This window comes from Sporosarcina sp. P13 (assembly GCF_002743055.1).
Classification (GTDB): domain Bacteria; phylum Bacillota; class Bacilli; order Bacillales_A; family Planococcaceae; genus Sporosarcina.
Genome location: NZ_PDYM01000055.1, coordinates 1 through 14073 on the forward strand (window position 1 = coordinate 1; position 14073 = coordinate 14073).

The 14073-nt window shown below is 43.2% G+C and carries 15 protein-coding genes; 2 read left to right on the plus strand and 13 right to left on the minus strand.

The window, feature by feature from the left end:
* Positions 1-201: 201 nt before the first annotated feature.
* From mnmH to CSV79_RS15880, 9 genes are all read right to left on the minus strand, one after another.
* Positions 202-1236: a tRNA 2-selenouridine(34) synthase MnmH gene (gene mnmH, locus CSV79_RS15840; protein ID WP_099690018.1), complete on the minus strand. Its 1035-nt coding sequence runs from the start codon at positions 1234-1236 to the stop codon at positions 202-204.
* 21 nt (positions 1237-1257) lie between these two features.
* A complete protein-coding gene (gene selD / locus CSV79_RS15845) occupies positions 1258-2304 on the minus strand; it encodes a selenide, water dikinase SelD (protein ID WP_099690019.1) in 1047 nt (348 codons plus the stop codon).
* 136 nt (positions 2305-2440) lie between these two features.
* On the minus strand, positions 2441-3262 hold the full coding sequence (locus CSV79_RS15850) for an urease accessory protein UreD (protein ID WP_099690020.1): 822 nt from the start codon (positions 3260-3262) through the stop codon (positions 2441-2443).
* Positions 3263-3874: an urease accessory protein UreG gene (ureG, locus tag CSV79_RS15855; RefSeq protein ID WP_099690021.1), complete on the minus strand. Its 612-nt coding sequence runs from the start codon at positions 3872-3874 to the stop codon at positions 3263-3265.
* A gap of 18 nt (positions 3875-3892) precedes the next feature.
* The gene (locus tag CSV79_RS15860) at positions 3893-4579 is read right to left on the minus strand and encodes an urease accessory protein UreF (RefSeq protein WP_099690022.1); all 687 of its coding nucleotides are present in this window, start codon (positions 4577-4579) and stop codon (positions 3893-3895) included.
* Complete coding sequence (gene ureE / locus CSV79_RS15865) at positions 4572-5027, minus strand: urease accessory protein UreE (RefSeq protein WP_099690023.1); 456 nt, start codon at positions 5025-5027, stop codon at positions 4572-4574. Before ureE ends, CSV79_RS15860 begins: the two co-directional genes overlap by 8 nt.
* 11 nt (positions 5028-5038) lie before the next feature.
* Positions 5039-6751 carry an urease subunit alpha gene (gene ureC / locus CSV79_RS15870; RefSeq protein ID WP_099690024.1) on the minus strand — a complete coding sequence of 571 codons (1713 nt, stop codon included), beginning with the start codon at positions 6749-6751 and terminating at the stop codon, positions 5039-5041.
* Positions 6751-7071, minus strand: a complete 321-nt coding sequence (ureB, locus tag CSV79_RS15875; RefSeq protein ID WP_099690025.1) for an urease subunit beta — start codon at positions 7069-7071, stop codon at positions 6751-6753. The genes ureC and ureB overlap by 1 nt, the downstream gene beginning before the upstream one ends.
* 22 nt (positions 7072-7093) lie before the next feature.
* Complete coding sequence (locus CSV79_RS15880) at positions 7094-7396, minus strand: urease subunit gamma (RefSeq protein ID WP_099690026.1); 303 nt, start codon at positions 7394-7396, stop codon at positions 7094-7096.
* Between the two features lie 175 nt (positions 7397-7571).
* Between CSV79_RS15880 and CSV79_RS15885 the strand changes: the two genes are divergently transcribed.
* Positions 7572-8483: an urea transporter gene (locus CSV79_RS15885; RefSeq protein WP_099690027.1), complete on the plus strand. Its 912-nt coding sequence runs from the start codon at positions 7572-7574 to the stop codon at positions 8481-8483.
* Positions 8484-8742: 259 nt separating this feature from the next.
* Here CSV79_RS15885 and CSV79_RS15890 read toward each other — a convergent pair whose 3' ends face one another.
* The 3 genes from CSV79_RS15890 to CSV79_RS15900 all read right to left on the minus strand — a co-directional run bounded on the left by CSV79_RS15890 (position 8743) and on the right by CSV79_RS15900 (position 10952).
* Positions 8743-8955: a hypothetical protein gene (locus CSV79_RS15890; protein ID WP_099690028.1), complete on the minus strand. Its 213-nt coding sequence runs from the start codon at positions 8953-8955 to the stop codon at positions 8743-8745.
* A 222-nt stretch (positions 8956-9177) separates the two neighbouring features.
* Positions 9178-9843: an N-acetyltransferase gene (locus CSV79_RS15895; RefSeq protein ID WP_099690029.1), complete on the minus strand. Its 666-nt coding sequence runs from the start codon at positions 9841-9843 to the stop codon at positions 9178-9180.
* Positions 9840-10952, minus strand: coding sequence for a mandelate racemase/muconate lactonizing enzyme family protein (locus CSV79_RS15900; RefSeq protein ID WP_099690030.1), 1113 nt, complete (start codon positions 10950-10952; stop codon positions 9840-9842). The genes CSV79_RS15895 and CSV79_RS15900 overlap by 4 nt, the downstream gene beginning before the upstream one ends.
* Positions 10953-11039: 87 nt before the next feature.
* Here CSV79_RS15900 and CSV79_RS15905 point away from each other — a divergent pair, with 87 nt between their 5' ends.
* The gene (locus tag CSV79_RS15905) at positions 11040-12290 is read left to right on the plus strand and encodes an HTH domain-containing protein (protein ID WP_099690031.1); all 1251 of its coding nucleotides are present in this window, start codon (positions 11040-11042) and stop codon (positions 12288-12290) included.
* Between the two features lie 54 nt (positions 12291-12344).
* Here CSV79_RS15905 and nhaC read toward each other — a convergent pair whose 3' ends face one another.
* Positions 12345-13790 carry a Na+/H+ antiporter NhaC gene (gene nhaC / locus CSV79_RS15910; protein ID WP_099690032.1) on the minus strand — a complete coding sequence of 482 codons (1446 nt, stop codon included), beginning with the start codon at positions 13788-13790 and terminating at the stop codon, positions 12345-12347.
* Positions 13791-14073: the final 283 nt, after the last annotated feature.

Consider the following 14073-nt stretch of genomic DNA (forward strand, 5'->3'; position numbering starts at 1 on the left):
TCTATGAGCGCGGGGACGGGGGCTATGAGCGTGAGACCGGCATCTATGAGCGCGGGGACGGGGGCTATGAGCGTGGGACCGGCATCTATGAGCGCGGGGACGGGGGCTATGAGCGTGAGACCTAGAACTATGAGCGCGCAACCAATAAAAAAGCCCTCGCAAATCCCCAACCCAACAGGAATCCACAACGGCTTATATAATTTATTTCATTAAATTCTTATATCTTTGCACACACTCTTCATACGCTTGTTCCACAGTATCCACTTCAATCAAATGCTCACCAAACTTCCCAAAGCGCGCGACGGTATAATCGTATTGCGGATCATAATAATATGTCAGCAATTGTTCAACGGCTTCCGCAAAGCGTCCTGCTTCGAGATCTCTTTGAATTTGTGTAGCAATCGGCTGGTGGATACGTTTGCGAATGCGAGAAAAAGCTTCCAAAAACTGTTCTGGTCGTTTTTCTGGATCATATTCAGAAAGAATTTCTTCTACGCGTACCGATACTGGCAACTGAATGATCCATTGGGGGCTTTGCTCTTTTTTCTTAAATAGATTTTCCGGCATATGCACTTGTCCGATCCGCTTGCTCTCGCCTTCAATGAAGACATACGGATGGTCAGCGTATTTTACTAATTTATCCGCAAGCAACAACTCGAACTTCTTCTGATTATTTGGTTTGACGCCTATCTGTCCAAAAATCGAACCTCGGTGCCCGGCCATTCCTTCTAGATCAATGACAGGATAGCCATCGTCCTTCAACTTATGAAGAATTCTCGTTTTGCCACTACCTGTATAGCCATTTAACACGATTAATTGAGGTGTAAACGTCTCCTTCAATCGCTCTATGACCCATTGACGATATGTATGGATCCCCCCGCTAATTCGGCTCGAGCAAATGCCCATTAATTCAAGAACTGTCATAGCTGTTTTACTGCGCATACCACCACGCCAGCAAAACACTGTCACCGGCGTCTTAACTTTCTTAAACTCTGCGATAAAAGAGGGCAGTTTCTGTGAAAATATCACCAATCCACGATCCATCGCCGCTTCCTTGCCCGCTTGTTTATAGAGCGTGCCTACTTCAGCCCGTTCCTCATCTGTGAAGATTGGTATATTGATGCTACCTGGAATAGTCGCTTCCTCAAATTCTTTAGGTGAGCGTACATCAACTAAGGTTTGTCCGTGTTGTTTCTGTAGATCCAATGCGTCCGTTAATGTAATATCCCGTACCATGTCGTTCCCCACTTCCTTGATTTACTGGACAATTATGCGGCCGTCTTGCTCGTCCGTTACTTCCCCAATAATATGTGCATCGACACCTTCTTCGCGCAACTGTGCAAGAAGACGATCTGCTTCGTCGCCTGCAACCGCAACAAGCAAGCCACCGGACGTTACTGCATCACATAAGATCCATCGGCCGATTTGATCAAGCGATTCTGGATAATCGACGACGTCATCTACGTGTTTAAAGTTATTTTTCGTTCCGCCTGGTACAGAACCCGCTTCTGCCAATTCTCTCGTACGTGGCAATACCGGCACTTTTTCATTGTCGATACGCAAGCATACTCCGCTTCCCTTGGCCATTTCGGATGCATGTCCAAGCAACCCAAAGCCTGTAACGTCCGTTGCTGCATGGATTGTATAGTCATCCATCACTTCAGACGCTGTTTTATTAAGCGTAGTCATTACTTTTGTGACACGGATTTCTTCTTCTTCCGTCAATAAGTCATTCTTCAATGAAGTCGTCATGATGCCTACGCCAATTGGTTTCGTTAGAATCAACCGGTCACCGGGCTTCGCGCCTGCATTCGTTCGGATTTTGTCAGGATGCACTGTTCCTGTAACCTGCATGCCGAATTTAGGTTCCTGATCGTCAATCGAGTGCCCACCAACGAGTACTGCACCCGCTTCTTTCAACTTATCGCCAGCGCCACGTAGAATTTCTGTCAATATACTGCGCTCTAATGTGTGGATTGGGAATGCTACGATATTTAGAGCAGTAATCGGCTTGCCGCCCATTGCGTAGACGTCACTGATTGCGTTCGCTGCTGCTACTTGTCCAAAATCATATGGATCATTGACGATCGGCGTGAAAAAGTCGAGTGTTTGAACGATGGCTGTCGTGTCATTGATTTTATAAACGCCTGCGTCATCGCTTGTATCGAGACCAACGAGCAAATTGGGATCAGAAAGACCCGGAGGTAATGTATGTAGTACTTCAGCAAGATCGGCCGGCCCAATTTTACAGCCGCAGCCTCCTTTTGAAGACAATGAAGTAAGCTTGACAGATGAATTTCGCATTAAGGATATCAACCTTTCATAGTGTAATACATTAATTTTATCACAGACTTACATATCTATTGCAGATGGGCACTTGAAATGCTAACACTATATAAAAAATGTTCCCTCTGCGACGCGAAGGGAACATCTCGATTATTTAATATTTCCTCAAAAAACTTGGCTTCTCCTGAAACCATTCCTCGCTAACGAATCGATGACATTGCCCAATCACTCGCTCAACTACTTGTGTTTGATTGGCTAAAATTCGTACTGTAAAGCCAGCTGTGGATAAACGGGAAATACCTATTCTGCAATCATATGACGTTATCAACTCTTCATGGAGTCTGTTGATAACATCTTGCGTAATATCCTCACGCACAGCCAAAATTGTACCTACATGTGTATAACCTTCCATTACACCTAGCGCGTCCATTGTATGAAGGGCCGGCTGTAACTTTAAATGATCAAAAACAACCAGTTCATCGTCCATATAAATTTCAGTTACTAAACGTAGTTGTTCGTAACTAAAATGTCGATTTTCCGGAGACCAGCCTGGGGTTAAGATATCTGAGTAAAATAACGTCGCTGTCGGATCCATCCGTATAATCGTTTTTTGTGTATAACGTGCTTGTTGATAAGCGATTAAGGCATCTGGCAAATATTCCAGATAACTACCCCCCTTCAAATGAAAGTTCGCTTCTTGATACACATGATTGCGAGGTGTTCGATACACTTTGGTCGCTGATTGCGTCGTTAACGTTAAGCGCGAATCTTTTTCAGCTGTAATATCCATCCGATAGCGATCCCCATCTACATAACCCCCACCTGGATTCAGTAAATAATAGCACGCTTGACCCGATGCGGAATGATAAATGGGGCGCATAACTTTGAACGCACCTTGGAAGTAGACACTCTTCGGCACTGTCTTACCTCCACGATCCGCCACTGCCAACTGAAGAAGTCCCGTCCACTCCTCCATTTACGTCAGGCCCCTTAACAACACATGCTCCTCTATCCAATGAAGCACTTCATCGAGCCCAGAATTGTCCTTTAAATTCGTAAAGACAAAAGGTTTCTCTCCACGAAATACCTTCGTGTCGGCCTCCATCACTTCCAAACTAGCACCGACGTGAGGGGCCAAGTCTGTTTTATTTATGATAAATAAATCGGATTTGATCATTCCCTGTCCACCTTTACGCGGAATTTTCTCACCTTGCGCCACGTCGATAATATAGATGGAAAAGTCGACGAGTTCTGGACTGAATGTAGCAGCTAAGTTATCCCCGCCGCTTTCCACGAAAATAATCTCCAGATCAGGATGCCTGCTGATCAATTCATCGATTGCGGAGAAGTTCATCGAGGCGTCTTCGCGGATTGCGGTGTGCGGACATCCACCCGTTTCTACGCCAATGATGCGGTCTTCAGGCAAGACACCATGCTGGATTAAAAACTTTGCATCTTCCTTTGTATAAATATCATTCGTTACGACGGCCATGCTCACTTGCCCTTGCAAGGCACGTGTTATTTTTTCTACAAGGAGTGTTTTTCCTGCACCAACAGGACCACCCACGCCAATTTTTATCGTATTCATTTGAAAACCCCTTTATTATCACGACATGAAGATTCGAATATTCACATGTTCGTGCTTCATCTGTGCTAGTTCTAAACCTGGTGACACCACACCAAAGTCCTCTTCCTCTAATTGCTGAATGGATTCGGTTGCTTTTACTAATTCATCATGAAACTGTTGAATGGTTTTCTGCCCATCGGTTTGACCAAGTGGAATGGCCCGTACTGCATTTTGAATTAAGCTACTACAAGTCGAATATAGAAAGTATAAAGTTGTGGCGAATGAAGTGGCTTTAAGATGATGACCTACTATCGTGAAAACGATAGATGGATGCCCAAACGACTGCTTCTTTTGAATTCTGTCCATATAATCAGTCAATATTGGAATGTCATACAACGACTGCATTAACTTCCCCATCCGTTGCCCAATGCGCTGCGTACCTTCTCTAGTTTCAGACGGTAAGTTTTGCACATTCAGTTTGTGATCTAAAGTCCAAAGTGTTTCAAAATCCTGTTGTGCTAGCGCTTGATACGCGATGCGGCAAGCAAGACCATCTGTATAAATAAGCTGTTCATGCACGAATGCAGTCAGCCACTCTACGAAGGACTCTCGATCATGTACTTTGTCTTCTTGAATATAAGTCTCCAATCCATATGAGTGACTAAATGCACCCGTAGGAAAATTGGAGTCACAAAGTTGCAGTAACGGCAGATAATATTCAGTCATGACTATGCCCAATATGACGGAATGCTTGACGTACTTTACGTTCCTCGCGTACAAATGAAATTTTCATCTGTTGGAGCAATTCTTCTACTAAGTAGTCATACTGCACAAGCATGACGTTATCTTCAAACTGTGCAGGTAGATGACGGTTGCCTAGATTATGCGCAATTGTTCCCATTTCTTTCAAGTCTTTCGGCTGGATAACGAGTAAATCATCTGATATAACGTCGATCATAATCAAATTCTTGTCATCCATAAACAAGACATCTCCCGCAACCAGATCTTTCGGCTCTTTCAATCGAATCCCAATTTCTTTTCCGTGATCGGTTTTCACACGCTGTACTCGTTTTACTAAGTGCGCACTTTCCAAATAGACTTTTTCAATATGCCGTTTCTTTACTTCTTGATCGTCCATTTGATGGATATTCGATAGAATTTCTTCAACAATCATACTTTTTCACCTCAAAATAGGAAATATCGCTGAGCCATTGGTAATGTATCTACCGGCTCACACGTAATATGTTCACCGTTAATATGCACTTCATACGTTTGCGGGTCGACTTCAATTTTTGGCGTTTCACTATTCAACTTCATATCTTTTTTCGTCAATGAACGAATACCGCCAACAGGTAAGACAATTCGCTGCAAGCCTAGTTTTACATGTACTTTATCGTCATAAGCAGCTTGCGAAATGAAGGTAATTGCTGAAGATGTTAATGCTTTACCGACTGAAGCGTACATTTTACGGTAAATCACCGGTTGTGGTGTAGGTATCGATGCATTCGCATCCCCCATCAAACTCTCCGCAACAAGACCGTTCTTCAATGTCATTTCAGGTTTCACACCGAAAAACGCAGGTGACCAAAGGACGAGATCTGCATATTTCCCTACTTCTACAGAGCCAATGTATTTTGAAATCCCATGTGTAATTGCTGGATTAATCGTATATTTTGCTATATAGCGTTTGACTCTATTATTGTCCGATAGCTCGTGGTCACCATCCATCGTTCCCCGTTGTGCTTTCATTTTATCCGCCGTCTGCCACGTACGTAGCACGACTTCGCCTACTCGTCCCATCGCTTGTGCATCGGAACTTGTCATACTGAATACACCCATATCTTGCAGAATATCTTCAGCTGCTATCGTTTCACGACGAATTCGCGAGTCGGCAAATGCCAAGTCTTCGGGAATAGAAGGGTTCAAATGGTGGCATACCATCAACATATCCAAATGCTCATCCACTGTATTGACTGTGAACGGTAAGGTTGGATTAGTAGATGAAGGTAAGATATTTGGGTAGCCGGCAGATTTTATCAAGTCAGGCGCGTGTCCGCCACCTGCCCCTTCTGTGTGGTACATATGAATAACACGATCTTTAATCGCTGCCATCGTATCCTCCATAAAACCACCTTCATTTAGCGTATCGGCATGAAGCGCCACTTGAACATCGTATTTATCCGCAACAGCTAGGGCATGATCGATTGCCGACGGAGTAGCGCCCCAGTCTTCATGCACTTTTAAACCAATTGCACCTGCTTTCACTTGCTCAATCAACGGCTTTTCACCCGCCGCTTGTCCTTTGCCTGTGAAGCCGACGTTGATCGGTAGGCCTTCTGCAGCTTCCAACATACGATGCATATTCCATTCTCCCGGCGTAACAGTTGTTGCTTTTGAACCCGCTGATGGTCCTGTACCGCCACCAATTAACGTCGTCAAACCTGAATTTAATGCCGTTCTAACCTGCTCTGGGTTGATGAAATGGACGTGCGTATCAATTCCACCAGCTGTGACGATTAGCCCTTCGCCGGCAATAATATCCGTCGAAGCACCGATGACAATATCAACACCGTCCATAATATTCGGATTGCCTGCCTTACCGATACCCGCGATTTTCCCATCACGAATAGCGATGTCAGCTTTAACAATACCCGTATAATCCAGGATCACCGCATTAGTAATAACAGTGTCTGGCGCACCGTCTTTTCGTGTAATTAATGGATCTTCCCCCATGCCGTCGCGAATTACCTTCCCACCACCAAAGACGACTTCATCACCGTAACTTGTGTAATCTTTCTCCACACGAATGAATAAATTTGTATCCGCTAAACGAATGGAATCACCTTCTGTCGGTCCATACATTTGCGCGTATTGCTCTCTCGACATATTAAAACCCATTACTTACACCCGCCTTTGACAGATCCATCTACTTTATTATTGAAACCAAATACCCGTTGTTTGCCTGCATAGCACACAAGTTCCACTTCTTTCTCATCGCCCGGTTCAAAACGGACAGCGGCACCTGCTGGAATATTCAAGCGTTTGCCAAAAGCTATGTCCCGCTCGAACTGTATGGCGCCATTGACTTCATAAAAATGATAATGTGAGCCAATTTGAATCGGTCGGTCACCTACGTTCTTTGCGGTGACAGTTGTAATCTTTCTGTCCACATTGATCGTGATATCTTCTTTTTGTAGAATTAATTCTCCTGGCTGCATGTTCTATTCCTCCCGCGATGATTTAATTGATTGGATGATGAACAGTAACTAGCTTCGTACCGTCCGGAAAAGTTGCTTCTATTTGCACGTCATGAATCATTCCTGGCACGCCATCCATCACATCGTCGTGGGAAAGAATAGTTGCACCATACGCCATTAGCTCCGCGACCGTTTTACCATCACGCGCACCTTCCATTACTTCATTTGTGATTAGCGCAACGGCTTCTGGATGATTTAATTTCAAGCCTCGCTCTTTACGACGTCTTGCCACATCTGCCGCCACTACAATGAGAAGTTTATCTATTTCTCTTGGTAATAAGTGCATGTTGCGGTCCTCCTATTCCATAGATCGTTTTATCTGGTATAAGTGTTCAATTATCATATTGTCCATTTATGAAGTACTTTATCCTTCATGTTTTCGAAAACCTCTTAATAATTTCTTTTCAATGACACAGAATAGGAATACGAAGAGTAAATAATTTAGAGGGAAGGGAGAACTTATGACTATTCGCTCGATTGCGATTGCTTCCTGTAAAAGTGTTTCACAAGTGCTTTTTATTGAAAATACAGTTTTGGGAATTATAATTTTACTGGCGATTGCAATTTCCTCTCCATTACTCGGAATCATTGCGTTTCTTTCAGCATTAATCAGTGTCCTTATCGGTATTATTGGCAAGGCAGATGAACAACTGATTCATCAAGGATTGCTTGGCTATAGCCCCGTTCTAACCGGCATGCTGCTGACCCTTTCTTTAACTGGTCCTTATCAATGGATCATCGCTTTAGTAGGAGCCGCTGTGACGGCATTCTTTACAGCTACGGTTATGCATTTTATGCGTGGGACTGGGATTCCCGTTCTGACTTTTCCCTTTATCATCGTTAGTTGGTTGACGTTACTAGCTTCTTATCGATTGGATATTATTCAATTGTCATCCAATTTAGTGCCACAGGATTTATCACGGTTCGACTTGAATGTAGGGGGATCTATAAGCAATGTGGAAGCGATGCTCAACGGACTTGGGCAAGTCTTTTTTCTGCAAAACTCACTCTCAGCAGCTTTATTATATATTGGGTTGTTCTGGGTGAGCTGGCGCTTCGGTGTTCTCGCGATTGTCGGGAATATCGCTGCCGTTCTAACGGCTTTTGCCTTGCACGGGGAGCATTCGCTGATTCAGGCGGGGTTGTTTGGTTATAATGCAATTTTAGTGATTTTGGCGGTGACAGTTGTCTTTAAGAACGCGTCTAATCGCTTGGCCATTGTCACGGGTATTTTGGGTGCGTGCCTTGCAGTTCCGACAACAGCCGCGGTCACAACTTTTCTGATGCCGTACGGACTTCCTGTTGTTACGATGCCGTATGTTTTATGTACGTGGTTATTGCTCGGGGCTAGGAAAGTGTTTCCGAACTTTTAGAAGGGAATTGGGAAGGATCCGGTTTCATTGCGTTCCGGGCGGACGCGTGTCTTATGGGCGTGCGGTGAGTCAATCTTCTTAATGTGCGTGTGCTCCTAACGCTACGCTTTTACTCGCAAAAGCGTAGCGTTGGGAGCACATTTTTGATTTAGATCCGGAATCAATCGTCAAGTATTTATTTAGTTTCAAGCTACGTTCTTCTACAATCCAAAACTCGCGCCAGTATGCATCAGCGCGAGTTTTCTTTGACTGGATCGTATTAATGTAGTTTTGCTAGTGCAATCACGCCTGCTTCTACCTCATTCACATGCTGCTCACTCAACACCGTCTGGGGCTGTGGGTGATACCAAGAAACTTCTCCATCCTCTATAATTCCCGTGTACTCGTCACCAATAATTGTCAAACAAAATTGATGGCGTTCGTGTACCTGATCTTCAAATAGCGGATCAATTAATTTAAAATCCTCAAACACGCGGTCACCCCCCTTACTGTCATTTTCACCATACGCTAGATAGTATGTGTTAGGAGGGGAAGTTGTAAACACAATTTATTTCATCGAGTCCGCTCCGAAAACTCTAGAATGCATGGGCTTAAGTCATAAAATTAAATGAAAGCAAGTGAGATGAGTACTTAGTAAGTGGTTCGTGATTTACGCGTCCGTCTGAAACGCAACAAAACGGTAGCCTTCCACTTCTCATTTCACGTATACAACATACCAATCAGCATCACGCTTCTCAATGCGCTGACCGATCCAGCCGTCTGCAAGTACTTGCCGTTGTTTTTCTGTGTCACTCATTAACAATCGTTGTTCTTGTTTCGCTTCAGTTTGAACAGACGCTTCTAAGTCTTTGAATAAAATATAGCGTAGCTTGTTGCCATACTTAACTTTCAGTGCAGCCACCTGTAAACCAAGCGCGAATTTATCTTTTAGACTCGGTATGTTAAGCGGTGCGACTGTCGTGCAAATATAGCGATAGCGCTCTGTGTCAACATGCTCCATCAGCCATTTCCCAAGAATCGTTTGGAGACCATTGCCTCTGAATGCTGGATCTACTCCGGTAATTTCAGAGTAAAGGACGCTTGTGAGTTCTTCTGTCGGAAGCCCAGCATCAATACCTAAATGCTCGTCATCTTTTCCTGGATCTAGCATGGCACGAAATGCGATGAGTTTATCATCGACATATGCACCTGCTATCAATCCATTGCCTTTTAGAATGTACAGATAATCCTCTTCCGTTAACGGCTGGAGAAATTCTGGTTTTTCGAGAACGGCAACCACCTTTTCTTGCAACGCTATAATCTCTGGAAGCTGTTCTTCTGTTAGCAAGGAAAGGTTAGCCTGTAATGATTGCTTCATCATTCCGTCACCTTTTCTTTGCGAACAGTCAACTCTTCAAGTATTTTTTCATCCACGTCAATACCAAGTCCAGGCTTTTCGTTGAGCTGAATGAACGGCACATCGTAGTGTAAATTACCAACGTCTTTACTGAACTTTAATGGACCTGTTAGTTCGACACTTGTCATGATCTTTTTCGAGAACGCTACGTGGAAACCTGCTGCGGAACCGATTGAGGATTCGACCATTGAGCCCACTTGGCACTCGATACTTGCCATCTCTGCCATATGCGCAAGTTTATTTGCTGGATACATTCCGCCACATTTCATTAGCTTAATATTTACTTTATCAGCTGCACGTTTAGCGATAATTTCACGCATCTCACGTACCCCTTTCAGCCCTTCATCTGCCATTAGTGGTGTAGATGTTTTCGATTTGATCTCTACTAACCCATCGATGTCATCTGCTTTTACCGGTTGTTCTAGCCAATCCAGATTACAACTTTCCAATTGTTTCATTGCCTGTACTGTTGTCGCACTATTGACCCAGCCTTGATTGACGTCAACACGAATAGCAATATCTTTTCCTACTCGTTCACGCACTGCTTGGATCCTCTTCACATCTTCCTTCGAATCTGTTCCGACTTTCATCTTCAATGATTCATAACCTTCCGCTACACGATCTGCGGCTTCTTGTGCCATATGTTCAGGTGATGCAATGCTCAATACATGTGTGATTGGAAACTTCTCGTGATAGCGACCACCGAGTAAATCATAGGCAGGTACGCCATAAGCTTTCCCTACTGCGTCAAAACAAGCAATATCGAGAGCGGCTTTGGCAGAAGGTACACCATAAATTGCTTTGTCCATCACTTCATGGATTTTTTCAAATTGACTTGGATTTTCCCCGATCAATTGTGGGGCAAGGGTATGGCAGATGACAGCGAATGTGCTTTCCCAACTTTCACCCGTCACGTGGTCGTCCGCCACGGATTCACCGTAACCAACATGTCCTGTATCGGTCGTTAGCTTCACGATAATTGATGGCATGTCATCATAACTTGCGTAGCTAATAACAAAAGGTTCATATAGTGGTAGGCGAATTGCAAATACTTCTATTTCAGAAATTCTCATTAAAATACTTCCTTTCTTGTTGGCAGATCTTCACTGCCATTGTATGATTGTCGTTAAATAGTCGTTTATGATGTTAGGAGGAATTACATGAAGGTTACTATCGCAGTCGTTGGGTCAACAGCATTCTGTCAGCGGGCCGAAGCTATGACGCTTCCTAAAGATATAAGTATCAACTGCTACCGCTACAAGCACCCTACCGAAGCACCTAGCTTGCTTCAAAAGTTAAAACCTTGTCACGCCATTTTATTTTCCGGCTCCTTACCTTATGAAGCTGCTGAAAAAGTAGTACAGAAGTTATCTATTCCTTCATTTTATCTTCAGCAAAATGAAAATACAATTGCTGTCACTTTATTATACCTTGCTTCAGAAAAAAACCTATCGATCCACGAACTTTCTATTGATAGTAAAGATAGCACTCACATTGAACATGTGCTACGGGATATGGACCATCTTTCTGTTATGGGGAAACCTGCTATTCACGAACTGGCAACTACAAGTGATTTACAAGCTGTCGTAAACTTTCATCTTGCACACTATCGTAGTGGACGGACAAAGATGGCCGTTACAAGTGTCCATGCCGTGTATGATCAACTAGAAGCGGCTGAAATTCCTGCCTTTCGAATGATTGATCCTGTCAGCAATATTACCCGTTCGTTGGAACATGCTGCACAGCAAGCACAGCTACAACGAAGCGAAGCGACTAAAATCGCTGTCGGTTTATTAAAAGTTCACCTGCCTGATTCATTCAATCATGAAATAGTAGAGCAACTAGCTTCACATTTGCATGCACAATCGATGCAAGAAGAGGATATATTCCAATTGTACACCACACTTGGCACGATTGAATTTGCTTTACAGACAGAACAGTTTACACAGTTGATCCACTCACTGTCCCCTATAGCTTCCCTAGCGTTTGGATGCGGACAAACGATTGTGGAAGCAAGAGAAAATGCTGCCAGTGCACTAGAATTAGAAAGAAAATCGGACAGCCACGGAGTATTCATGCTAGATGAAAAGAAACAATTACACGGACCTTTACCAACTGTCATACCAGCTGTTGCTATGAAACTTGAGGACCCTGATCTTCTTGATATAAGTTCTAAAACTTCTTTGAGTCCAGCCGTTATTTCTAAGCTGATTCAATTTAATCATTTTAGACAAGCATCCTCTTTCACAGCAAACGACTTGGCAAGCTATTTAGAAGTTTCTAGAAGAACAGCTGAACGAACGATCAAAAAGCTAATCGATCAGGAATTGATCAAAACTGTTGGTGAAGAGATGACCTATGCACAAGGTAGACCGCGTGCGCTTTATCAATTACATTTACCGATTTATTAAAAAAGAAAAGCAGCGGAAAACCCGTGCTTTTCTTTTCTGCTTTACTTAAAACTACTATTCGAGTTGTGCTTCCATTTCTAATCTTTCTTCTTTCGCATTCATTTCTGTTACCTCTTCCGGTGTTAGTTTCACGATGGTAAAACCGGTAAGTGCGTAGATAATCGAGATTAGCGGTACTACTAAGTTCAATATTGCGTATGGACCGTATTCTACTACACTAACTCCGAGCGTCCCAAATATGAAGACACCACAAGTATTCCAAGGAATAAACACCGATGTCAAAGTTCCTCCATCCTCAAGCGCACGCGATAGGTTTTTAGAATTTAAACCTTTATCTTTATACGCTTTACTGAACATTCTTGACGGTACAACAATGGATATATACTGTTCAGAGCACGTAGCATTCGTCATAACACAAGCACCAATTGTTGAAATGATTAATGAAGAGGTAGATTTCACGACATTTAATAACTGATTCATAATCGCACGAAGCATTCCCGAATACTCAAGAATCCCTCCGAATGTCATCGCAACGAGCGTCATTGAAACTGTATACATCATTGAATCTAAACCACCGCCATTGAACAGCTTATCGACTAACTGATTGCCTGTCTCAATTGCAAAACCACTTTGCAATGCATCAAGCGCATCCGCAAATGATCCACCTTGAAGCGTAACATGTGATAGGAACCCAAGAACAATCCCGATAATTAATGCTGGCACTGCCGGAACTTTTAGCGCTACCATCAGAATAACTGCTAGTGGAACGAGCAATAACCATGGGGAAATTATAAAACTGTCCTGCATCACTTGAGATGTTTTTGCAATAGACGTTAGCTCGGCTTCTCCTGTTCCAAATTTACGTCCTAAGAATGTGAACACACCAAGTGCAATGAGCAGTCCAGGAACAGTCGTATACAACATATGCTTAATGTGATCAAATAGATCCGTACCCGTCAATCCCGCAGCGAGGTTTGTCGTATCCGATAAAGGCGACATCTTATCTCCAAAGTAGGCGCCTGAAATAACAGCCCCCGCTACCATACCCGCTGGAATTCCCATACTCAAACCTATTCCCATGCCTGCAACACCGATTGTCGCCATAGTAGACCACGAACTACCAATAGCCAATGAAACAATTGCACAAATTAAAGCAATTGCTACTAAAAACCAAGAAGGAGTAATAATTTTTAAACCATAAAAAATCATCGTCGCAACAATTCCGCCGCCCATCCAAGAACCGATAACTAAACCGACTAACATGATGATCACGACTGCCGGTAAAGCTAGTCGAATTCCTTTATACATCATTTCCTCGATCTCTTTCCACGAGAAGCCGTGACGCCATGCAACAATTGCTGCCAGCGAAGTTCCCACTATCAAAGGCATATGTGGACCTTGTTCAAGTTTTACTACTGTGACGATCATAACTAAAATCATCAGTACAAGCGGTAAGATTGCCCACCAGATACTTATATCCCGTTTTTCTCTTTGTTTCATCAGTGTTCACCCCATCCACTTTTAGATAATTCAAAACTGTCGTTATATAGTCGTTTAATCTATAGTAAGCGTTTTCTATTTTGTTTGTCAACGCAAAACTTGTAAGCGTTTTCTCACACAACTAAATTGCTAGATAAAAAACAACCGCACATGATTATAAACTGTACCCTTTGTAAAGGACAATTAAAAAAAGCCTATGCTAGTTGTTGAAGTTGCTGCCTGTATTTTGCAGGCGGCAACTTTTTTAAATTCCATTGCCCACGATAATGATTGTAGTACGTCA